The organism is Bacillus cereus group sp. RP43, assembly GCF_040459645.1.
Taxonomy (GTDB): domain Bacteria; phylum Bacillota; class Bacilli; order Bacillales; family Bacillaceae_G; genus Bacillus_A; species Bacillus_A mycoides_C.
Map to the genome: position 1 here is coordinate 764,630 of NZ_JARVHQ010000001.1, position 21,555 is coordinate 786,184.

Here is a 21,555-nt window from a genome sequence, read left to right on the forward strand (position 1 = left end):
TTGAAAAAAATTTTACTAATAGAAGATGAAGTAAGTATTGCAGAATTACAGAGAGATTATTTAGAAATTAATGATTTTCATGTTGATGTTGAGCATTCTGGAGAGACAGGTTTACAAATTGCCCTGCAAGAAGACTACGATTTAATTATTTTAGATATTATGCTTCCGAAAATGAATGGATTTGAAATTTGTAAACAAATACGCGCTGTAAAAGATATTCCAATTTTACTTGTTTCGGCAAAGAAGGAAGATATAGATAAAATTCGCGGACTCGGATTAGGTGCGGATGATTATATAACGAAACCATTTAGTCCAAGTGAGTTAGTAGCAAGAGTTAAAGCACATATTTCTCGTTATGAAAGATTATCAGGAAATATGGTCAAGAAGCGTGATACATTATATATTCACGGGATTTCTATTGATCAGCGAGCGAGAAAAGTTTTTATAAACAATGAAGAAATCGCGTTTACAACGAAGGAATTTGATTTATTAACATTCTTTGTAACACATCCAAACCAAGTATTAAATAAAGAACAGTTATTTGAACGTATTTGGGGATTAGACTCAGCTGGCGATTTAGCTACTGTCGTCGTTCACATTAGAAAGCTACGTGAAAAAATTGAAAGAGATCCTGCTCACCCGCAATATATTGAAACAGTATGGGGAGCTGGTTATCGTTTTAATGTTTAATGTACCTGCCGAGTAATTGGCAGGTTTTTTATGTTATTCGAATAAAAAGGAAATAATAGGTAATTTGTGTTAATATATAAAGGGAAATAAAACATAGGAGAGCATGAGAGGGTGTGCTACATTTTGGGGGATACATTAAAAGATAATAAATCAAACAAGGCTTTAAAGATTGGAACTAATATCGTACTTATTTTATTAATTATTGGTGCAATACAAATGTTTTATGATGAAGATTCTACGAATGATCATTTCGGTGGGTTATTTATGATGGTCTTTTTTGGAATTAAAATAATTTCTAGTTTTATGATAAGTTTAAAAGAAGGAGATAAAAAGGCAGTATTACTTGATGTGGGTTTAGTGTTATTTCTTGTGTTCTTTTATTTGTTTTTAGTGTGAAATATTTCTTTTGAAAAAAGCTCATAGTCTTATAGAGGCTGTGAGCTTTCCTTAATAATAACGGTACTGGCGTAATGATTTATAAAATGTTTGAGTAGAAGAAGTAAACGGAGTTGCTTCTTCTAAAAAAGGATAATGGTTGCTGTTCTCAAATGGAATGAAGATAGAATTACATATGCCATCATGCATCTCGATAGAATATTGAATTGGGCACTGTACATCATGTCTTCCGCATATAATAAGGGTCTTTGTTTGGATGGAAGGTAAATTCTCTCTTAAATCAAATGACGGATATTCATTGGCGAAAGCATTCATCCGGCTAGCGGACATTGTTTTTTGGATTGGTTTACAAAAATAAGAGTTGTAGTTTTCGGGTTTATATAATGATAATTTTGTTCTCTTAGTAGATAGTTCTTTCCGTTCTTCACTTGTAAGGTGAGGGATTTTTAAGTTTTCGATGAGTTGTTGCATATAATAAAACTGCGGATGTACTGGGTTATAGATACAAAATGGTGTTTCGGTATAGTTACTTGCTGCGGCTCCGGCCACGACTAATGATTGTAAGGAAGTTAGATATGTAATCGCATATACAAGTCCAAGCATACCACCTGTTGAATGACCAGCGAAGTGCCATGTTGGAAGTTGTAAAGCTTCTCGTATTGCTTCTAAGTCGTGAATTGTTTCAATCATACTTAATTCGTTTTCTGTCTGGGCTTTTACAGAGCTACCAACGTCTCGTAAATTAATAAGGAATACACGATGCGTAGAAGTGAAAACATCCGCAAAGTAATCACCAGTTTCATTAAATTGTGAATAGTGATGTGTAATGCAAAGTGGTTCGCCATTTCCTTTTGTAAAGAGTTCGAATGTGCCACGTTTCGTGTGGATCATTTGTTGTGTCCACATAATATCACTCCTTTTTATAAGAGTTCGGGTAGTCCATTAGGAACTAAAAAATATCAGCGATTCGACATGGAATATCGACTTATCAATAAAAAACGACAATAATAGCAAACTATAAAAGAAAGGAGACCGTTCAAAAACGAGCCTCCTTTTCGTTTAGTACAAAGATTTTGTCATATTATTCCGAATAATTTCAAGGGATTTCGCTACAGTTAATGCATTCTTTTCTTCAATTTCTGGTTTACGGGGGATAGGTTTATACATGTTGTCTGGATCTTCCCATGTGAGGGGAAGTTCTGTTTCTGCTTGTCCTTTCCAAGCGTCAATCCATTCTGGAGGGAGATAACCTGAGATGTTTTGGATGTTGTTCATTTCGAGCCAAATAAGTGCCCAAGCTCTTGGGACGACGCGCCAGTGGTCATAGCCACCGCCGCCGACAGCGATCCAGCGACCATCGCAATATTCATTAGCGATTTCGCGAGCGAGCTTCGGTATTTCACGGTAAATGTTCATCGTTGCGCAAAGGTGTGTAAGTGGATCGTAATAATGTGCATCAGCGCCATTTTGCGTTAAAATAATATCCGGTTTAAAGTATGCTGCCACTTCTTTTACAACTGTTCGATATGAATCTAAAAACGATGCGTCCTCTGTAAAAGCGTCGAGCGGAACGTTAAAAGAATAATTATATCCATTTCCTTGTCCACGTTCATTTACTGCGCCAGTTCCAGGAAATAAATAACGCCCAGTTTCGTGTAATGAAATGGTGCATACGTTAGGATCGTCGTAAAAAGACCATTGTACCCCGTCACCGTGATGAGCATCTGTATCAATATATAAAACGCGTAAACCGTATTTCTTCTGAATATATTTCATTGCGATAGAGCTATCGTTATAAATACAAAAGCCAGATGCTTTACCACGGAAGCCATGATGTAAGCCGCCGCCTAAATTGAGGGCGTGCTTTACTTTTCCGGAAAGAACAGCATCGACAGCTGTTAATGTTCCGCCAACGAGTAATGCACTTGCTTCGTGCATATTTGGAAACATCGGTGTATCTTCTGTTCCGAGTCCATATGTCATCGCAATTGATTTTTCTAACTTACCTTCTCCAGCACGTTTTACCGCATTTATGTACTCCTCTGTATGAACGTAGGCAATCTCTTCATCTGTAGCCATCCGTGGCGCGATGACTTGAGAAGGAGAGATAAAACCGCTCTTTTGTAATAAATCATACGTGAGTGTGACGCGCAGTTGGTTAAAAGGATGATCAGGACTAAATGAATAGCCCCGAAAGTCATCCGAATAAATGAAGGCGCTACTCATGCTTGCATCCCCATTATGTTCGGCCATAAAACACGATAGCCTTCTGCTTCAAGTGCATCAATCACTTTTAGCGGATTCATCGTTTGAATGCGGAAAACGAGTACTTTATCATTCTCATCTTTTGCTGGATAGACGAGAACGCTCACGATATTTATTTGTAAATCACTAAAAATAGCAACAACTTTTCCGAGAATACCAGGTTCATTTTTTACTTGAATTTCAATTTGTGAACTTGGTTGATGTGCTCCTGTTAATTTCACTAACGTGTGCAGTACCGTAGATTCAGAAATGATTCCAACTAACTTTCCAGCCTTTGTAACAGGGAGACAGCCAATTTTATTTTCAAAAAATAAAGTAGCAATTTCCTCAACGAAATCAAGAGGATGGCAAGTCATAACAGGATGTTTCATAATAAGTTCAAGTGGTTGCTTCAGCATATCGAGTGAAACTTGTTCATCTAAAATAGACGGACTTGCATCTCTTACATCCCGATCAGAAATAATTCCTACGACATGATTATTTTGATCGACAATTGGAATGTGCCGAATGCCTTTCGTGCGTATCGTTCGGATTGCTGTTTCAATTGTATCGTTTGGATGCAGTGTCACTACATCTTGATTCATAATTTCTTCTACAATCATTCCAGTTGCCCCCTTTATTAATACATAAAACGATTGTGAAAACGTAGACGATCAAATGCTTGAATAGAATCCGTATCAACACGTTTACCGATGCGGACCATTAAACAGTTAGCAGGATGTGAACAAATTTCAGGATCATCTGTAGCCATCCATTGTAAGCCACCAGCATTCATCATTTTTTCCATTACTTTTCGGTACTCCCAAACATTTAAGCCTGTTTGTTTTAAATCCCAGTGCCAATAATATTCAGTCGTCAATATAATGTAATCCTCCATATGATCGTCCATCATTGAAACTTCTAATAAGTTTTTTCCGACAGAGCAACCGCGAAAGGCTGGGACAACTTCAATCGCCCCAAGTTCAATTAAGTTTTCAATCTTTCCTTCTGACCATCGCTCGAGCGGATCAGGATACAAGTATGTAACATATCCAACAATCGTTTGGTCATGTCTAGCAATAATGAGACGAGCTTCTGGTAATTTAGAAATTTCGACAATTGCTTTATATTGCTGCTCGGCAGGACGAAACGCAATTAAGTCTGGATGAAATTCATACATTTCTAAGTTATGTGTAGAGACAGGACCTTCAATAATTAAAGTGCCTTTCGCTGTTTTTAAGTTTCTGGCATTATATATTTTTTTATGAATCAATTTATTGCTCACCACCTTGAGGGTTTGTGAATCTATTAATATCGTACTTTATAATATATGCGATGTGAATCGAATTTTGTCATTAAAAATTTGTCTAAAAATCAACAAAAATACTGAAAATTTTAAATAATGTTATTATAATAGATAATAGAATACATAGGAGGGGGATGTAAAGTATGAAAGTGGAAACGCTTCCTGTCATTAAAGGAGAAAATAATTTGCCGAATTATGAAGAGGCATACGCGAATTTTAACTGGGAAGAGGTTAATAAAAATTTTACTTGGAATGAAACTGGCCGAGTAAATATGGCGTATGAGGCAATTGATAAGCATGCGAAATCCGATCGAAAGAATAAAGTAGCACTTTATTATCAAGATGGATCGCGAAAAGAGAAATATACGTTTAAGGAAATGAAGGATTTTTCTAATAAAGCAGGAAATGTCCTGAAAAATTATGGCGATGTTGAAAAAGGCGATCGCGTTTTTATTTTTATGCCGCGTTCCCCAGAATTATATTTCGCACTTCTTGGTGCAGTGAAATTAGGAGCAATTGTTGGACCATTATTTGAAGCATTTATGGAAGGCGCAGTTCGCGATCGTTTGGAAGATAGCGAAGCAAAGGTGTTAATTACAACTCCTGAATTGTTAGAGCGCATACCATTAAATGATTTACCAGCTTTAAAAACAGTCTTTCTTGTTGGAGATAATGCAGAAGAAGGCGGTAAAACTGTAGCGTTCAATCCTTTATTTGAACAAGCTTCAAAAGAATTACATATTGAGTGGTTAGGTCGTGAAGACGGTTTAATTCTTCATTACACATCGGGTTCTACTGGTAAGCCAAAAGGCGTCCTTCATGCTCAAAATGCAATGGTTCAGCACTATCAAACAGCGAAATGGGTATTAGATTTAAAAGAAGATGATGTATATTGGTGTACAGCTGACCCGGGCTGGGTAACTGGAACAGCTTACGGTATTTTTGCACCGTGGTTAGTAGGGGCATCAAATGTTATTTTAGGTGGACGCTTTAGTCCGGAAGCGTGGTATGAAGCGTTACAAGATTACGGTGTAACAGTTTGGTATAGCGCGCCAACAGCGTTCCGTATGTTAATGGGAGCTGGACAAGACGCAATTAAAAAATATGATTTATCACAAGTTCGTCACGTATTAAGCGTTGGTGAACCGTTAAATCCAGAAGTAATTCGCTGGGGTATGAATGCATTTGGACTTCGCATTCATGATACGTGGTGGATGACAGAAACAGGTGGACAAGTTATTTGTAACTATCCTTGTATGGAAATCCGTCCAGGTTCAATGGGGAAACCAATTCCAGGTGTGAAAGCAGCGATTGTTGATAATGAAGGAAATGAAGTGCCTCCATACACAATGGGGAACTTAGCAATTGGTAAAGGTTGGCCAGCTATGATGCGTGGAATCTGGAATAACCCACAAAAATATGATTCTTACTTCATGCCGGGAGATTGGTACGTATCAGGAGACTCTGCCTATATGGACGAAGATGGATACTTCTGGTTCCAAGGACGTATTGATGATGTAATTATGACATCAGGTGAGCGCGTTGGTCCGTTTGAAGTAGAAAGTAAATTAATCGAGCACGCTGCTGTAGCAGAAGCTGGTGTAATTGGCATTCCTGATCCAGTACGCGGTGAAATCATTAAAGCATTTATCGCGCTTCGCGTGGGATACGAACCGTCTGATGAATTAAAAGAAGAGATTCGTCAATTTGTGAAAAAAGGTCTAGCAGCTCATGCAGCGCCAAGACAAATTGAATTTAGAGATAAATTACCGAAAACGAGAAGTGGTAAAATTATGCGACGCGTATTAAAAGCGTGGGAATTAAATTTACCAACAGGCGATTTATCGACGATGGAAGATTAAGAGAGAAAGGTCTGAACGATGATACGTTCAGACCTTTCTTTTTTGTGATATTATAAACTTATATATACGTGTTGGGAGGGGAGAAGGAAATGAAAACAGAAAAAGAAAAGATGATCCAAGGGGAAATGTACATACCAGCTGATCCAGTTTTAGTACAAGAGAGGGAGCAAGCTCGTATATTAACAAGAAAGTTAAATGAAACATCAGAAGTGAAATTAGAAGAACGTAGTGCAATCGTAAAAGAATTATTCGGAACGACAGGAGATAATATTCATCTTGAATCTTCTTTTAGATGTGATTACGGTTATAACATTCACGTTGGCGAAAATTTTTACGCGAATTTTGATTGTACGATTTTAGACGTATGCCCGGTGACAATCGGAGTGAACTGTATGTTAGCTCCAGGTGTTCACATTTATACAGCGACGCACCCGCTTGATCCGATAGAACGCATAAGTGGATCAGAGTACGGAAAGCCAGTTACAATTGGCGATAATGTATGGATTGGCGGAAGAGCGATTATTAATCCGGGCGTAACAATCGGAGACAATGCTGTCATCGCATCTGGGGCTGTTGTAACGAAAGATGTGCCGGATAATGTAGTAGTTGGCGGGAATCCTGCAAAAATTATTAAAAAAATAAAATAATATTTGAACGAAGCGCCTTCCCCGTCTGTATACATTTATGAAAGAATAGATGAGGGAGGCTTTTATATGTCTAATAAGTTACTTCTTACTTTTGCTTTAATTGGAATTATAGTCGTATTTTCTTGTGGTCTGTTATTACCGATGCCGATTGGATTTAAAGTTTCAATGATTACAGTTGGAGTCATAATGATTGTTATGTTTTCAATCATTATTCCGTTTGATAGAAAACATATAGTACGGAAAAAAGGATATAAAATTGATTTTACAAAAACAAAAGTGTATTTTCGCTGGAATGTATTTGATACGATTTCGGCTTGTCTTGCAGTGTATGCATGCATATGCGTGCAAGCATTAAATATTTTAGTGTTAAGTGGTCATACAATACAAAACTCATATGTTCAATTTTTTACGCTTCAATCACAAGCGTGGATTATTGTCGCAAGTGTATATTTAATTTCCCGCATTTCGTTAACGTTAAAAGGAATAAAGGAGATCAAAAATCATGGCGCAGATTGGGATTGAGGAGGACCTCATGCTTGCGTACCAAAAGGGAGATAAGCAGGCTGGGGAAAAACTATACGTTTTAATTAAACCAGCGCTATATACATTTTTGTATCGCTTTAACCGAGATGAACAATTAAGTATCGACCTTGTGCAAGATACGTTTTTGACGTTAGAACGAAAGAAACATATGTATGAACCTGAAAAGGGTAAAATAAAAACGTATTTATTTCAAATCGGTTATCGTCTTATGATTAATAAATTAAATAGAAGAAAAAAGTGGAGGACGCTCTTACCATTTTTAGTACCAGTTCAGGAGGTAGAGTTTTCACAAGAAGACCGTCTTACTGTAAGGGACGCAATTTTGAAAGTTCCTGAAGAACAGCGAGCTGTCCTCATCCTTTTTTATTATCATGATATGCAGCAAAAAGAGATTGCAGAGGTACTGGATATTCCTGTTGGAACAGTGAAATCGAGACTTCATAACGGGATAAAGAAATTGAAACAATTGCTGGAGGTGGATGAAATTGAGCGAAAATCCTTTTAAGAATGAATATAAATTAAAGCAGCATTTAGATAGTGACCATGTAGAAATACCAGATTTTCCAAAAACGGTAAGTCGCTTCGATCGATTACTTGGATTTCTTGCTTCTCCGGCGAAAGATCCTGTGGAAGCGACGATTGGGAATGATTTATCGGTTTTGTTCCATGTATCGTTATTAGTTGGTGTTCCAGTTCTTTCTTTGCTGATAATACTATTATTAGTTTGAGTGAAAAACATACCGTATTTGAAAACGGTATGTTTTTTTGTTAGATCTAAAATTATTCCATTTATTATGGCGTTTTATGTTAATATATTAATGTTTAATGTGGAATAGAGGTGGGAAAAGTGAGACATTGTTCTAATTGTGGAAGAAAAATTCAAGATTACGATAATTATTGTAGCGGTTGTGGTCATTATTTAGAGAAAGTAAGAAAAGATGATTTCGTGACTGAAGTAGACAATAAAGAAAAATTACCTGTAAAGAGTAAGATGGCTATGTTATGGGAGCAAAAATTAGTAAAAAGAGGTTTGCTTGCTTTCTTAATTATCATTAGTAGTATTGTTCTTATTTATATGAATTCATCTCCGTTTAATACGATGAAAGGTTATTGGTATACGGAAAAATATCATAACTATATTCAAATTCGAGAAATAAACGATGAATATATTGAAATGGTCTTCTATGATAAAGGAAGAAAAGAAAAAGTTATTCAAGGAAATGTCGTAAATCATAAAAGAGATACTGTGAATTTCTACGTGACTGATCGCGGGAAAAATGTAATGACAACATTAGAATTAAAAGATGGAATGCTTTATTATTTTAGTCCAGAAGATACTGCTTCAGGAAGAATGGAATTTACAAAAGGGACGAAAGAGGAATTTAATAATTTCTATAACGTAAAAGACTTTTATAATTCGAATTAAATTTCCTATTTTCTTCAATTTGACACATACTAGTAAATAATGATATAAAGAAAAGTATATGAATAATTGAGCGTGGAAAGGGAGAAGTAGTGATCATTTCCCTGTTTTAGAGAGCTGATGGTCGGTGAAAATCAGCACATAGATGATCGCGAATTACGCCCCTAGAGCATCTTTTTTCGATTGAATTGTATTCAAAAGGGAAAAGACGGTGCTAAGCCGTTATAAAAATAAGGTGGTAGGCTTTTTTTGCCTGCAACTAGGGTGGTAACGCGATGATTAAAATCGTCCCTTATTTGAAGGGGCGATTTTTTTATGTTTTCAACCTTCACGCCAGTAATGAACTTAAAGGAGAGTATGTAGGACATGGGTATTTTACAAGATCTTGAATTTCGCGGGCTAATTAATCAGCAAACAGATGCTGAAGGATTAGAGCAATTATTAGAAAAAGAAAGCGTTAAATTATACTGTGGTTTCGACCCGACAGCGGATAGCTTACATATTGGTCATATGTTACCAGTATTAATGTTACGTCGTTTCCAATTAGCTGGTCACCAACCAATCGCACTTGTTGGCGGTGGTACTGGTATGATCGGTGATCCAAGTGGTAAAAAAGCAGAGCGTACATTAAATACGAAAGATACAGTTGCTTACTACACAGAAAGCATTAAAAACCAACTTTCAAACTTCTTAGAGTTTGAAAACGTGGAAAACCCAGCAACAATGGCTAATAACTATGATTGGCTTGGTAACTTAGATGTAATTTCATTCTTACGCGATATCGGTAAAAACTTCGGTTTAAACTATATGTTAGCAAAAGATACAGTAGCATCTCGTTTAGAGACTGGTATTTCATTCACTGAGTTTAGTTATATGATTTTACAATCATACGACTTCTTAAACTTATACCAACACCATAATTGCCGCTTACAAATCGGTGGTAGTGATCAATGGGGTAACATTACAGCTGGTCTTGAATTAATCCGTAAATCAGAAGAAGATGCGAAAGCATTCGGTTTAACAATTCCGCTTGTTACAAAATCTGACGGTACGAAGTTTGGTAAAACAGAGGGCGGCGCAATTTGGTTAGACCCAGAGAAAACAACTCCTTATGAGTTCTACCAATTCTGGATCAATACAGATGACCGCGATGTAGTTAAATACTTAAAATACTTCACATTCTTATCTCATGAAGAAATTCTTGAGCTTGAGAAGCAAGTAACTGAAGCACCAGAAAAACGTGCAGCACAAAAAGCATTAGGATCTGAAATGACAAAACTTGTTCACGGCGAAGAAGCGTTAGAGCAAGCAATTAAAATTTCAGCTGCATTATTCAGTGGTTCTGTAGCAGAACTTACTGCAAGCGAAATCGAGCAAGGATTCAAAGATGTACCATCTGTAGAACGTACTGCAGAAGATACAGTATTAATCGACTTACTTGTAGAAAGCAAAATTTCACCATCTAAACGTCAAGCACGTGAAGATGTAACGAACGGTGCAATCTACGTAAACGGTGAGCGTACACAAGCATTAGATTATGTTGTAACTGAAAACGACCGCATCGAAGGTAAATTTACAATCATTCGCCGCGGTAAAAAGAAATATTTCTTAATTCGTTACTAATCAAAAAAGAATTTAAAACAAATAGTACCCCGAATTGTAGGCTGAAAAGTCTATGATTCGGGTTTTTTTATTTATACATTTAGATTGCCTCATGATTTCTTTTAAATAGAATATGAAAAATTAATACGAGCATATAAAGTAAGCTAATTAACATAACGATAAATGCTGTTGGATAAAACTTTGCCGCATATATAAAGAAATCGATTTGATAAATATCTTGGTAATTTGAAACGGTACCTTTAAAGTGATTCGTAAACTTAGCGCTATATTTCCATTCATCAGGATAATCTATTAAATTACTCCCCTGATACCAACTTATAAGTGCTGAAGTAATAAACAACATAAATGAACTTCCGAGTTGAACCATTTGGTTTATTGTCAAAAAGAATCCACCTCCTATTTTATGGTTATTATAGCGTGCATTCGTATGCCTGTAACCTTTTGTTGTAATCTCCTTTTCGAGTTCATACGGAAATCACATGTAAGCGGTATGATAAACGTATAACAAATAGAAAGGAGTGGTAAAACAAAATGTCACTAGAAGCGCTCATTATTTTTTCTTTGCTAAATGCGGGTCAGCTTGCAGAGAACACGAAGGTTGATATACATAAAGAGCAGAAAGATGCTTATGTATATGTTCAGAAAGAGGAAAATAAATAATTTTATTTTATATATAAACGAAAAAAAGCCAATCCAGAGGATTGGCTTTTTGTCATTAACGAGAGTAGAACTCTACGATTAATGCTTCGTTGATTTCAGCTGCTAACTCAGAACGCTCAGCGTGACGAGTGTAAGTAGCTTCTAACTTATCAGCATCGAAAGTTAAGTATTCTGGTACGAAGTTGTTAACTTCGATCGCTTCTTTAACAACAACAAGGCTGTTAGATTTTTCGCGAACGCTGATAGTTTGGTTAGGTTTAACGCGGTAAGATGGGATATCTACGCGAGATCCATCAACCGTGATGTGACCGTGGTTTACTAATTGGCGAGCTGCACGACGAGTGCGAGCTAAGCCCATACGGTAAACTAAGTTGTCAAGACGAGCTTCAAGAAGGATCATGAAGTTTTCGCCGTGCTTACCAGGCATTTTACCTGCTTGGTCAAATGTGCGACGGAATTGACGCTCAGTCATGCCGTACATGTGACGAAGTTTTTGTTTCTCTTGTAATTGTAAACCGTATTCTGAAAGTTTCTTACGTTGGTTAGGACCGTGAGGACCTGGTGCGTAAGGGCGTTTTTCTAATTCTTTTCCTGTGCCGCTTAGAGAGATTCCAAGACGACGAGACAGTTTCCAAGCTGGACCTGTATAACGAGCCATAGTTGACTCCTCCTTTAAAAATGTTTTTATTTACGTAAAATAAAAACAGACGTAATCGATATTTACGGGCATTTTGTTTTCATGTACCTTCGCTCCAGCAGCAGGGAGTTACGAGATACACCTCCGCAGAGGAACAAAATACAAACGATAAACTCACATTACAAGGCTGCCTTTTTATTTTACACAAACGCTATTATATCTTTTACCCAGAGTTTCGTCAAGCGACTCCCTTTTTGTTTTATGCATATAAATTTTGGAAATTAACAAGAAGGAATTTAAAACAATATAAAAGAAAAGATAGAAACACAAATAAAACGCTTACATAAAATGTAGTAAAAACGTTCATCAGTTTTTTACTGGTGGATATGTGGCAATAAAGACATAAGGGGGATGTTTTTATGAAAAAGAAGCATATGGAGACAGCGTTAATTCATCACGGTTATACATCAGAGGAACATAAAGGAAGTTTAACACCACCTTTATTTCAAACGTCTACATTCACATTTGAGACAGCACAGCAAGGTGAAGCGAGTTTTGCGGGAGTAGATCCATCTTATATTTACTCAAGGCTTGGAAATCCAACTGTGAAATTATTTGAAGAGCGTATGGCTGTTTTAGAAGGTGGAGAGGAAGCGCTGGCGTTCGGTTCAGGTATGGCAGCCATTTCAGCAACGTTAATCGGTTTTCTAAAGGCTGGAGATCATATTATTTGTTCAAATGGATTATATGGGTGTACTTACGGTTTTTTAGAAGTATTAGAAGAAAAATTTATGATTACTCATTCGTTTTGTGATATGGAGACAGAGACTGATATTGAAAATAAAATTCGCCCTAATACAAAGCTCATTTTCGTTGAAACACCGATTAATCCAACGATGAAATTAATTGATTTAGAAAAGGTGATCGGGGTAGCGAAGCGCAATGACTTGCTTGTTATTGTCGATAATACGTTTTGTTCACCTTATTTACAAAGACCTCTTGAACTCGGTTGTGACGCCGTTGTTCACAGTGCGACAAAATATATTGGTGGTCACGGGGATGTTGTAGCGGGTGTAACAATTTGTAGAACGAAAGCGTTAGCTGACAAAATTCGTCCGATGCGAAAAGATATCGGCGGTATTATGGCGCCGTTTGACGCATGGTTATTGTTACGCGGATTAAAAACATTAGCAGTAAGAATGGATCGTCATTGTGATAATGCGGAAAAAATTGTATCGTTTTTGAAAAATCATGAAGCAGTAGAAGGTGTTTGGTATCCAGAAGGGGAGTTAGCATCCCGGCAAATGAAACGAGGCGGGGGCGTTATTTCTTTTTCAATTAAAGGTGGAAAAGAGGAAACACAGTCGTTTATCAATGACCTTCATTTTATTACAATTGCCGTAAGTTTAGGTGATACAGAAACGTTAATTCAGCATCCAGCGACGATGACGCATGCAGCTATTCCAGCTGAACTAAGAAATGAAATGGGTATTTTCGATAATTTAATACGCCTATCTGTCGGCTTAGAATCATGGGAAGATATCGTTTCTGATTTAGAACAGGCGCTAAAGAAGATATCTACTGTGAGTAATCAATAAAAAAGAGTGAGCTATCGGTTTCGTACGTTACGTACTTAATCGATAACTCGCTCTTTTCTTTTTTAAATATGTTTTAGGAGTGTTTCCACAAATTTTTCTAAATAATGCTGATCTACTTCATCGAAACGATTTTTTTCAGGACTATCAATATCAAGTACACCAATGATATTTCCTTCTTTCATAATCGGTACAACGATTTCAGAATTAGAGGCACTATCGCAAGCGATATGTCCTGGGAATTGGTGAACATCTGCTACAAGCTGCGTTGTTTTCGTTTCAGCTGCTACGCCGCAAACACCGCGTCCGAATGGAATACGTACGCAAGCTGGCATTCCTTGGAATGGTCCAAGAACAAGCTGATTTCCTTCTGTTACATAAAAGCCAACCCAATTAACGCGATCTAAAAATTGGTTTAATAATGCGGACGCATTTGATAAGTTTGCGACTACGTTCGGTTCGCCAGTTAATAATGCATCCAGTTGTTTAATTACTGTCTCATACTGTTTTTCACGAGAACCTGCATAACTTTCTTTTGTAAACATGGAAACAACTCCTTTTTTATCGAGATGTGTAAAATATTAGCAAAATACGATGTATTTCACATGACTTTGTCGATAGAAAATTAAAGGAATTTGTCTTAAAAGTCAAGAAATTTAAACTATAGCTGTTCAGTGAGGGGAAGTGAGCGCATGAAGCAGACGAGACAAAAGGTAATTGATGCGGCAATATCGTTGTTTAATACGAAAGGTTATGACGGGACATCGGTGCGAGACATTGCAAAGCGAGCGGATGTGAATGTAGCGAATATTTCATATTATTTTGCTGGAAAGCAAGGATTATTAGAACGGCTTATTACTGATTTTTTAGAGGGGTATATTCACGTAATTGAAACGTCATTTGAACAGAGAGAATATTTATCGGCTAAAGATGTGATGGTGCAAATGGTGCGCGGGATTTTACGATATCAATTTGATAATAGAGAACTGACACGTTTTTTTTATAGAGAGCTTTCGCTTGATACGACATTAATTCGTGAAGTGATGACTGTTTATTTTTCTAGAGAAAGATATTATATAGAGCAAATCATTAAACAAGGACAAATGAAGCAAGAATTTAAAAAGATATCTTTTACAATGTTTATGACGCAATTAAAAGGCATGATGAATATGCCGTTTTTATATCCACAATATATATCAGAGGTGCTACACTCGTTTCCATCTGAGACGTTTTTCTTAGAAATGTATACGAAGGAAATTGAGCAATGGATGGAACGAACATTATATAAAGTGAGTATGTATTATGAACTGCCAAGAGCTGTTCATATGTGAAAAATCCCCACCTAACGAACTGAGGTGGGGATTTTTATATGTTGTTTTCTTTGCCATAAATTGTTGCATAATAGTGCAATAATCGTTAATGAGGCGCCGACAATTTCTATGTTATCGACAGTATAACCTTGAAACATAGAACCGATAAGTGCAAGTACAGGAACTAAATTCATAAATAATATGCCGTTAATAGATGAAATATACCGATTTCCTGTGTTCCAGCAAAATACAGCGATAACGCCAGCAACAATCGACATATAAAAGAGTTCAAAACGAACGCTCATAACTGTATGCAGTGACGGTACAGAAATTATATTCGTGATTGTTAATGCAGTAACGGTTATAACGAGTGAAATAGAACCGAATAAACAAGTTAATGTTGTGTATCTAAGTGGTGACCAAGACTTGAAATTAGCACCGCCATTCGTGTAAATTACCCAGCAAGTAACGCCGCATAACATAAATATATTCGTTGATACGTGACTTGCAGCTCCGAATAATAAGTCAATATTTCCTTTTGAAATGACAAGCATAACACCGAGTAATGCAACGAACATACAGAGAAATGTGTAGTACCCTGGCCGGAGATTTTTTGTTATCCATTGTAATAACAGAGCGATAAGTGGCATAAGAGACTGAATCATAGCGGCATGAATTGCTCCGGAAGGTCCGGCAAGTTGTTGTCCGTAGAAAATGAGAAATCCATACCCAGCGAAACCGAATGTTCCGTAAAACAATAAAGAAAGTGTTCTTTTTTCTAAGCGGAGAGAATTTTTCCCTTCGATAATTAAGAGCAGAATAAGGAAAATAATAGCTGCTGATCCGTATCGGATAGTTGTGAAGAAGAATGGATCTATAAATTGCAAGGCATTTGCCATCACAGGAAACATAAATCCCCAAGCTGTTACAGCGAGTAAGCATAGAAGAGATCCGAGTAACATTTGTTTTTTGTCCAAGAGTATCATTCTCCTTTCTATTTCGTTATAGTAAGTTGATGAAATAAGTATAAAGAGTAATTCTTTGTAGAAGGAAATATCGATTTTTTATGGCGGTTATAACTTTTGGTTAGAGGTGTGTAGGATGGATTTGGAGGCAGTACGATCGTTTATTGAAGTAAAGCATACGCGAAGTTTATCAAAAGCGAGTAAGCTTTTACATATTTCACAACCAGCGCTTAGTAAACAAATTCAAAGATTAGAAGCTGACTTAGAGGTCACTTTATTAAAACGTTCCGCTCAAGGGGTAGAATTAACAAAAGCTGGAGAGTTATTTATAAAAAGCATGTTACCGATTTTGGAGCAAATAAATGCAGTGAAAACGGAAATGAAGGAATATCAAGAGAAGCGGAAAATTTCAATAGGTATATTACCGAGTTTAGCGGCTCATTACATATCAAAGTGTAAAGACTTATTAGAGGATACATATGAAATAGAATGGCAAATTGAGCATACGAAAGTATTAATGGAGTTATTTAAAGAGCGAAAAATTGAAGCGATGTTCATCGATTCAGTAGTAGAAGGTGCTACCTATATAAAAGAAATGCGGGAAGAAAAAATCGTTTGTGCTGTTTCGAATGATCATCCGTATAGAGCGAAACGGGTAATCCAAATGGAAGAGTTGCAAAATGAAAAGCTAATTGTATACCCAGAAATATGCGATGTAAGGAAAATGATTATGCATGTGTTTCAATGTATGGGTGCGAAGCCAATAATTGCAGTTGAAACATCTTATGCAGAACCGATGATTGCGATGGTAGGAGCTGGACTTGGTATAACATTGCTTCCGGAAACCGCTGTACAGCAAGCCGTAATACAAGGTAACGTGCGTGCGATTTCTGTAGAACCACCATTAATGCGAAAGATTTATTTCGTCTCTCATATGAAAGAGAGCTCTTTATCCTGCATTAACTGCCCGTAAAAGCCCGATTGGTGAGGGCTAATAATTAGAGGGGATAGACACCCACCTCTGATTAAAGTTTCACTTTATTGCATTCATTTGAGGACGGAGAATAAAATAAGCGGAATATTAAGAAAGATTGCATTTACATTTAAAGAAACATGAAATTTTAAAAAAAACTAGGTCAAAAACACGTCATTACATGGTATGATTAGAACATTGTTAGTTGTTAAATATAGGGGAATTCCCTTTTTATACATAATGCCTTCCATTTCATAAACGGAACGGACAAAAAAAGAGATATAACTAGGAGGCTTTTTTGCATGGATTCTATCCTGACGATCGTTATCATTGTAGTAAGCTCTATTCTAGTGCTGCTCATGATAGAGCTTGTGATAAGAAATCGTTCATATAAAGATATTGAAGCACTGGAGCAGTGGAAACAAGAGATAAAAGATAAACCTGTGGCAGATGAACTAAAGCGGGTAAAAGATTTAAATATGACAGGTCAAACAGAAGAATTGTTTGGTAAATGGCGTGAAGAGTGGGATGAAATTGTATCAACAACTCTTCCGAAAGCAGAAAAAGATTTAGGGCAAGCGCGAAAATTCGCCTCGCAATTCTCCTTCCGCAAAGCAAAGCATGCGATGAAAGAATCCATAAGTGGTTTAGATGACGCTGATAATCGTATTACAGACATTTTAAATGAATTACAGCAACTGTTAGAAAGCCATGAGAAAAATAGCTCGGAAATTGAAGGGTTACGTGATACATATCGTAGTATGAAAAAGAGCGTTCTTGCTCATCGACACATGTATGGAGTAGCTGAGCAAAAAATTGAAGAGATGTTAGATGTTGAATCCGAGAAGTTCAAAACTTTTGAAGAGGCAACAGATAATGGTGATTATTTAAAAGCGAGAGAAATTGTTATTAGTTTAGAAGAAGGTTTAGCAGGTTTAGAAATCGTTATTCATCAAATTCCAGATTTATTGGTAGAGTGTCAAGCGACATTACCAGTTCAGCTGGAAGATTTATTACAAGGCCATGATGATATGATAAGACAAGGCTATGTATTAGAGTATTTGGAAATTCCTAAAGAAGTCCGCGATATGACAACGCAACTACACACATGTTTAATGGATATACAGGAGCTTCATATAACGGAAGCAGCAGAAAAAGTAGAGAACTTAAAAACTCGTTTAGACAGTTTTTATGATCAACTTGAACAAGAAGTGCATGCGAAACATTATGTGGAGCAAAAAACACTGTCTGTTTATGAAGATTTAGAAGAAATTCGTACAGAAACAATTGAAACGAAAATAGAAACACAACTTGTGAAACAAAGTTATCAATTACAAGACAAAGACATTGAGTCACAAAAAGTAATTGAAAAGCAAATGCACATTTTAATGAAACGTTTTGAAGTGCTACAAATACGCGTTGCTGAACAAGATATTGCATTCTCTATTATTCGTGAGGAACTAGAAGAGGTTTATGAACAATGTGAAACTTTAAAAGTACTTCATGCAGAATATAAAGAAATGCTGCAAACGATGCGCAAAGAAGAATTTGAAGCACGTGAGAAGTTACAAGAAATGCGAAATACAATTTTTGAGACGAAACGTTTTATGCAAAAGTCGAATTTACCAGGTCTTCCAGAGAGTATTATGGAAGATTTACAAAAAGGGCAAATGGCGATGCAAGCTGTATATGAGCAATTAGAAGTAAAGCCGTTAAATATGAATACTGTAAATAGCAGTTTAGAAGAAGCATACACAGTTGTGAATGGTGTATCTGAAATGACGGAAGAATTGATTGGACAAGCGTATTTAGTTGAAAAACTAATTCAATACGGTAACCGATACCGCAGTCATGATGAGAATCTTGCAGAAAGCTTAAATTATGCGGAGAAATTATTCCGTGAATATCAATACGATGCAGCTTTAGAACAAGCGGCTTCTATATTAGAGCAACTTGAACCCGGTGTTGTTCAAAAAATAGCTGAATATGTAGACAATGAGCAAACCCTTTAATAAAGGGTTTGTTTTTTTGTGTAATTTTGAAGGCGATGTTGCTATAATGAATAGCGGAATACAGTAAGGTTGTTCGTTTCAAAATAAAGTGAAACCATAAGTGATGGGGTTTTATCCACCACTGATTATTAATCTTCACCACTCAGCATACCTGCAAATGGCGGGGGAAAATGTACACTTTTATATAAAAACGGAACCTTTGAGTAGTCTTAGCGTAATTACACGTATTTGTGATATGATTATATGATGTGATAGCGCTGAAAGGGGAAGAACGATGATCTATTTTGATAATAGTGCGACGACGAAGCCATATCCAGAAGCTCTTCAATCGTATGTAACGGTTGCGGGGAAATATTTTGGTAACCCTTCTTCTATTCACTCGCTTGGAGGAGAGGCAGAGCGTCTATTAACACAATCGAGAACGATTGCGGCACAGCTCCTTCACGTTAAACCTTCTGAAATTATTTTCACATCAGGTGGAACGGAAGGGAATAACCTTGCGATTAAAGGGATAGCGATGAGGAATCGTTCGCGCGGCAAACATATCATTACAACAAATATTGAACACGCGTCTGTGTTTGAGGCATATAAACAATTAGAAGATCTCGGTTTTGATGTAACATATTTACCGGTTAACGAGCACGGTGTTGTATCGGTAGAAGATGTAAAACGAGCACTTCGTGAAGATACGATTCTTGTGTCAATTATTCACGTGAACAACGAGACTGGAGCGATTCAGCCTGTTACTGAAATTGGAACATTATTATCGAACTATCCGAAAATAAGATTCCACGTGGACCATGTACAAGGGATAGGAAAAGTACCACTTGATTTATACGCTTCTCATATTGACCTTTGTTCAATATCTGGACATAAATTTCATAGCGTAAAGGGGACAGGTCTTCTTTACGTACGTGATGGTGTAAGATTAGATCCAATCTTATCAGGTGGTCAACAAGAGCTCAAGTATCGTTCAGGTACAGAAAATTTACCTGGTATTGTAGCGATGGTGAAAGCACTTCGTATGACGATGGAACAAGTGAAAGAAAAGGTAGTTCATTTGCAAAATTTACAAACAGAGCTGGTCCGTTTCTTTAAAGAGATGGAAGCTGTAACGATTAATACATCACTTGAATATGCGGCACCGCACATTTTAAATGTATCATTCGTCGGTTTAAAACCAGAAGTAGTCGTTCATGCTTTAGAAGAGCATGGTGTATATGTATCGACGAAGTCTGCTTGTTCTTCAAAAGCAAATGAAGTGAGCCGAGTACTAGTGTCAATGGGAGTACCGCACGCCGCAGCTACAAGTGCGATTCGCATTAGTTTAGCACCAGACAACACGATGGAAGAAGTAAAACAATTTGAAGGTATTGTTAAAGAGACAATGCCAAAATTATATGAAGTGATGAGGTAAAGAAATATGATGACATATGAATATATTTTAGTTCGTTATGGAGAGATGACGACAAAAGGAAAGAACCGTTCTAAGTTTGTAAGTACGTTAAAAGATAATGTGAAATTCAAATTGAAAAAATTCCCAAACATTAAAATTGATGCAACACATGATCGTATGTACATTCAGTTAAATGGTGAAGACCATGAAGCAATTTCTGAAAGATTGAAAGATGTATTTGGTATTCATAAGTTTAACTTAGCAATGAAAGTACCATCAGAATTAGAAGATATTAAAAAAGGTGCATTAGCAGCTTTCTTACAAGTAAAAGGTGATGTGAAGACATTTAAAATTACAGTGCACCGTTCTGATAAGCGCTTCCCAATGAAGACGATGGAGTTACTTCCAGAAATCGGTGGGCACATTTTAGAAAATACAGAGGATATCACAGTAGATGTTCATAATCCAGATGTGAATGTACGTATAGAAATTCGCAGTGGTTACAGCTATATTATGTGTGGTGAGCACATGGGAGCTGGCGGTTTACCAGTTGGCGTTGGCGGAAAAGTAATGGTACTTCTTTCTGGTGGTATCGATAGCCCGGTAGCAACGTACTTAACGATGAAACGCGGTGTATCTGTGGAAGCAGTTCACTTCCATAGTCCACCTTTCACAAGTGAGCGTGCAAAACAAAAAGTAATCGATTTAGCACAAGAGTTAACGAAATACTGTAAACGTGTAACACTTCACCTTGTTCCATTTACTGAAGTGCAAAAAACGATTAATAAAGAAATTCCATCTAGCTATTCTATGACAGTTATGCGTCGTATGATGATGCGTATTACAGAGCGTATTGCAGAGGAGCGTAATGCACTTGCAATTACGACTGGTGAAAGTCTTGGACAAGTAGCGAGCCAAACGTTAGATAGTATGCATACAATTAACGAAGTGACAAACTATCCTGTTATTCGTCCGCTTATTACGATGGATAAATTAGAAATTATTAAAATTGCAAATGAAATTGGAACGTATGATATTTCAATTCGTCCATATGAAGACTGCTGTACAGTATTTACACCAGCAAGTCCATCGACGAAACCGAAGCGTGAGAAAGCAAATCGTTTTGAAGCGAAGTACGATTTTGCGCCGTTAATTGAAGAGGCTGTAGCGAACAAAGAAACAATGGTATTACAAACAGTAGAAGTAGTGGCTGAAGAAGAAAAATTCGAAGAACTTTTCTAAACCCATAAATTACCACATTCAAATGTGCATG

General features: G+C 36.8%; 24 protein-coding genes and 1 other annotated feature. Of the genes, 16 read left to right on the top strand and 8 right to left on the bottom strand.

The annotated features are described in order from the left end of the window. Entirely contained in the window at positions 1-690 is a 690-nt protein-coding gene (locus tag QCI75_RS03960) for a response regulator transcription factor (RefSeq protein ID WP_144504710.1), read from the top strand. A gap of 123 nt (positions 691-813) precedes the next feature. Then, positions 814-1,086: a hypothetical protein gene (locus QCI75_RS03965; RefSeq protein ID WP_144504712.1), complete on the top strand. Its 273-nt coding sequence runs from the start codon at positions 814-816 to the stop codon at positions 1,084-1,086. A 51-nt stretch (positions 1,087-1,137) separates the two neighbouring features. Here QCI75_RS03965 and QCI75_RS03970 read toward each other — a convergent pair whose 3' ends face one another. The 4 genes from QCI75_RS03970 to acuA all read right to left on the bottom strand — a co-directional run bounded on the left by QCI75_RS03970 (position 1,138) and on the right by acuA (position 4,603). Next, a complete protein-coding gene (locus QCI75_RS03970; protein ID WP_353759987.1) occupies positions 1,138-1,992 on the bottom strand; it encodes an alpha/beta fold hydrolase in 855 nt (284 codons plus the stop codon). A gap of 153 nt (positions 1,993-2,145) precedes the next feature. Beyond that, positions 2,146-3,312, bottom strand: a complete 1,167-nt coding sequence (gene acuC / locus QCI75_RS03975) for an acetoin utilization protein AcuC (protein ID WP_144504716.1) — start codon at positions 3,310-3,312, stop codon at positions 2,146-2,148. Beyond that, entirely contained in the window at positions 3,309-3,953 is a 645-nt protein-coding gene (locus tag QCI75_RS03980; RefSeq protein ID WP_000634566.1) for an acetoin utilization AcuB family protein, read from the bottom strand. Before QCI75_RS03980 ends, acuC begins: the two co-directional genes overlap by 4 nt. Before the next feature lie 17 nt (positions 3,954-3,970). Then, positions 3,971-4,603 carry an acetoin utilization protein acetyltransferase AcuA gene (gene acuA / locus QCI75_RS03985; protein WP_002112293.1) on the bottom strand — a complete coding sequence of 211 codons (633 nt, stop codon included), beginning with the start codon at positions 4,601-4,603 and terminating at the stop codon, positions 3,971-3,973. A gap of 176 nt (positions 4,604-4,779) precedes the next feature. Here acuA and acsA point away from each other — a divergent pair, with 176 nt between their 5' ends. The 7 genes from acsA to tyrS all read left to right on the top strand — a co-directional run bounded on the left by acsA (position 4,780) and on the right by tyrS (position 10,734). Further along, a complete protein-coding gene (gene acsA, locus QCI75_RS03990; RefSeq protein WP_144504719.1) occupies positions 4,780-6,498 on the top strand; it encodes an acetate--CoA ligase in 1,719 nt (572 codons plus the stop codon). Positions 6,499-6,587: 89 nt separating this feature from the next. Continuing rightward, positions 6,588-7,145, top strand: a complete 558-nt coding sequence (locus QCI75_RS03995; RefSeq protein WP_353759988.1) for a maltose acetyltransferase domain-containing protein — start codon at positions 6,588-6,590, stop codon at positions 7,143-7,145. Positions 7,146-7,211: 66 nt separating this feature from the next. Then, a complete protein-coding gene (locus QCI75_RS04000) occupies positions 7,212-7,667 on the top strand; it encodes a hypothetical protein (protein ID WP_144504723.1) in 456 nt (151 codons plus the stop codon). After that, entirely contained in the window at positions 7,648-8,193 is a 546-nt protein-coding gene (locus tag QCI75_RS04005) for an RNA polymerase sigma factor (protein ID WP_144504725.1), read from the top strand. The genes QCI75_RS04000 and QCI75_RS04005 overlap by 20 nt, the downstream gene beginning before the upstream one ends. Further along, complete coding sequence (locus tag QCI75_RS04010; RefSeq protein WP_353759989.1) at positions 8,174-8,416, top strand: hypothetical protein; 243 nt, start codon at positions 8,174-8,176, stop codon at positions 8,414-8,416. The genes QCI75_RS04005 and QCI75_RS04010 overlap by 20 nt, the downstream gene beginning before the upstream one ends. A 110-nt stretch (positions 8,417-8,526) precedes the next feature. Further along, positions 8,527-9,114 carry a zinc ribbon domain-containing protein gene (locus QCI75_RS04015; protein WP_353759990.1) on the top strand — a complete coding sequence of 196 codons (588 nt, stop codon included), beginning with the start codon at positions 8,527-8,529 and terminating at the stop codon, positions 9,112-9,114. Positions 9,115-9,178: 64 nt separating this feature from the next. Beyond that, positions 9,179-9,407 (top strand) — a binding site (T-box leader). Between the two features lie 70 nt (positions 9,408-9,477). Beyond that, positions 9,478-10,734 carry a tyrosine--tRNA ligase gene (tyrS, locus tag QCI75_RS04020; protein ID WP_144504731.1) on the top strand — a complete coding sequence of 419 codons (1,257 nt, stop codon included), beginning with the start codon at positions 9,478-9,480 and terminating at the stop codon, positions 10,732-10,734. 79 nt (positions 10,735-10,813) lie between these two features. Here tyrS and QCI75_RS04025 read toward each other — a convergent pair whose 3' ends face one another. Next, positions 10,814-11,101, bottom strand: coding sequence for a YjdJ family protein (locus tag QCI75_RS04025; protein WP_353761490.1), 288 nt, complete (start codon positions 11,099-11,101; stop codon positions 10,814-10,816). 164 nt (positions 11,102-11,265) lie between these two features. On the opposite strand from QCI75_RS04025, the gene QCI75_RS04030 reads away from it, so the two are divergent. Then, positions 11,266-11,394, top strand: coding sequence for a hypothetical protein (locus QCI75_RS04030; protein ID WP_002112286.1), 129 nt, complete (start codon positions 11,266-11,268; stop codon positions 11,392-11,394). A 55-nt stretch (positions 11,395-11,449) separates the two neighbouring features. Here QCI75_RS04030 and rpsD read toward each other — a convergent pair whose 3' ends face one another. Beyond that, the gene (gene rpsD / locus QCI75_RS04035; protein ID WP_098778696.1) at positions 11,450-12,052 is read right to left on the bottom strand and encodes a 30S ribosomal protein S4; all 603 of its coding nucleotides are present in this window, start codon (positions 12,050-12,052) and stop codon (positions 11,450-11,452) included. Positions 12,053-12,450: 398 nt separating this feature from the next. Between rpsD and megL the strand changes: the two genes are divergently transcribed. Then, a complete protein-coding gene (gene megL / locus QCI75_RS04040; RefSeq protein WP_144504735.1) occupies positions 12,451-13,629 on the top strand; it encodes a methionine gamma-lyase in 1,179 nt (392 codons plus the stop codon). A 62-nt stretch (positions 13,630-13,691) separates the two neighbouring features. Here megL and QCI75_RS04045 read toward each other — a convergent pair whose 3' ends face one another. Then, positions 13,692-14,171 carry a GAF domain-containing protein gene (locus QCI75_RS04045; protein WP_002067564.1) on the bottom strand — a complete coding sequence of 160 codons (480 nt, stop codon included), beginning with the start codon at positions 14,169-14,171 and terminating at the stop codon, positions 13,692-13,694. 147 nt (positions 14,172-14,318) lie between these two features. Between QCI75_RS04045 and refZ the strand changes: the two genes are divergently transcribed. Then, positions 14,319-14,957 (top strand): forespore capture DNA-binding protein RefZ, encoded by a 639-nt coding sequence (refZ, locus tag QCI75_RS04050; protein ID WP_144504737.1) that lies wholly within the window; start codon positions 14,319-14,321, stop codon positions 14,955-14,957. A gap of 11 nt (positions 14,958-14,968) precedes the next feature. On the opposite strand, the gene QCI75_RS04055 is transcribed toward refZ, so the two are convergent. Further along, positions 14,969-15,913, bottom strand: a complete 945-nt coding sequence (locus QCI75_RS04055) for a DMT family transporter (protein ID WP_353759991.1) — start codon at positions 15,911-15,913, stop codon at positions 14,969-14,971. 124 nt (positions 15,914-16,037) lie between these two features. Here QCI75_RS04055 and QCI75_RS04060 point away from each other — a divergent pair, with 124 nt between their 5' ends. From QCI75_RS04060 to thiI, 4 genes are all read left to right on the top strand, one after another. Beyond that, the gene (locus QCI75_RS04060) at positions 16,038-16,874 is read left to right on the top strand and encodes a LysR family transcriptional regulator (RefSeq protein WP_353759992.1); all 837 of its coding nucleotides are present in this window, start codon (positions 16,038-16,040) and stop codon (positions 16,872-16,874) included. A gap of 302 nt (positions 16,875-17,176) precedes the next feature. After that, positions 17,177-18,886 (top strand): septation ring formation regulator EzrA, encoded by a 1,710-nt coding sequence (ezrA, locus tag QCI75_RS04065; protein WP_144507343.1) that lies wholly within the window; start codon positions 17,177-17,179, stop codon positions 18,884-18,886. 274 nt (positions 18,887-19,160) lie between these two features. Further along, positions 19,161-20,303, top strand: a complete 1,143-nt coding sequence (locus QCI75_RS04070) for a cysteine desulfurase family protein (protein ID WP_070145119.1) — start codon at positions 19,161-19,163, stop codon at positions 20,301-20,303. A gap of 6 nt (positions 20,304-20,309) precedes the next feature. After that, positions 20,310-21,524 carry a tRNA uracil 4-sulfurtransferase ThiI gene (gene thiI, locus QCI75_RS04075; RefSeq protein ID WP_000989278.1) on the top strand — a complete coding sequence of 405 codons (1,215 nt, stop codon included), beginning with the start codon at positions 20,310-20,312 and terminating at the stop codon, positions 21,522-21,524. The last annotated feature ends 31 nt before the right edge of the window (positions 21,525-21,555 follow it).

Excerpts from the sequence above, each read along its gene's own strand:
- QCI75_RS03970 (WP_353759987.1), bottom strand. The coding sequence starts at position 1,992 with ATGTGGACACAACAAATGATCCACACGAAACGTGGCACATTCGAACTC.
- acuC (WP_144504716.1), bottom strand. The coding sequence starts at position 3,312 with ATGAGTAGCGCCTTCATTTATTCGGATGACTTTCGGGGCTATTCATTT.
- QCI75_RS03980 (WP_000634566.1), bottom strand. The coding sequence starts at position 3,953 with ATGATTGTAGAAGAAATTATGAATCAAGATGTAGTGACACTGCATCCA.
- acsA (WP_144504719.1), top strand. The coding sequence starts at position 4,780 with ATGAAAGTGGAAACGCTTCCTGTCATTAAAGGAGAAAATAATTTGCCG.
- QCI75_RS03995 (WP_353759988.1), top strand. The coding sequence starts at position 6,588 with ATGAAAACAGAAAAAGAAAAGATGATCCAAGGGGAAATGTACATACCA.
- QCI75_RS04000 (WP_144504723.1), top strand. The coding sequence starts at position 7,212 with ATGTCTAATAAGTTACTTCTTACTTTTGCTTTAATTGGAATTATAGTC.
- QCI75_RS04005 (WP_144504725.1), top strand. The coding sequence starts at position 7,648 with ATGGCGCAGATTGGGATTGAGGAGGACCTCATGCTTGCGTACCAAAAG.
- tyrS (WP_144504731.1), top strand. The coding sequence starts at position 9,478 with ATGGGTATTTTACAAGATCTTGAATTTCGCGGGCTAATTAATCAGCAA.
- QCI75_RS04025 (WP_353761490.1), bottom strand. The coding sequence starts at position 11,101 with ATGGTTCAACTCGGAAGTTCATTTATGTTGTTTATTACTTCAGCACTT.
- QCI75_RS04030 (WP_002112286.1), top strand. The coding sequence starts at position 11,266 with ATGTCACTAGAAGCGCTCATTATTTTTTCTTTGCTAAATGCGGGTCAG.
- rpsD (WP_098778696.1), bottom strand. The coding sequence starts at position 12,052 with ATGGCTCGTTATACAGGTCCAGCTTGGAAACTGTCTCGTCGTCTTGGA.
- megL (WP_144504735.1), top strand. The coding sequence starts at position 12,451 with ATGAAAAAGAAGCATATGGAGACAGCGTTAATTCATCACGGTTATACA.
- QCI75_RS04045 (WP_002067564.1), bottom strand. The coding sequence starts at position 14,171 with ATGTTTACAAAAGAAAGTTATGCAGGTTCTCGTGAAAAACAGTATGAG.
- refZ (WP_144504737.1), top strand. The coding sequence starts at position 14,319 with ATGAAGCAGACGAGACAAAAGGTAATTGATGCGGCAATATCGTTGTTT.
- QCI75_RS04060 (WP_353759992.1), top strand. The coding sequence starts at position 16,038 with ATGGATTTGGAGGCAGTACGATCGTTTATTGAAGTAAAGCATACGCGA.
- ezrA (WP_144507343.1), top strand. The coding sequence starts at position 17,177 with ATGGATTCTATCCTGACGATCGTTATCATTGTAGTAAGCTCTATTCTA.
- QCI75_RS04070 (WP_070145119.1), top strand. The coding sequence starts at position 19,161 with ATGATCTATTTTGATAATAGTGCGACGACGAAGCCATATCCAGAAGCT.
- thiI (WP_000989278.1), top strand. The coding sequence starts at position 20,310 with ATGATGACATATGAATATATTTTAGTTCGTTATGGAGAGATGACGACA.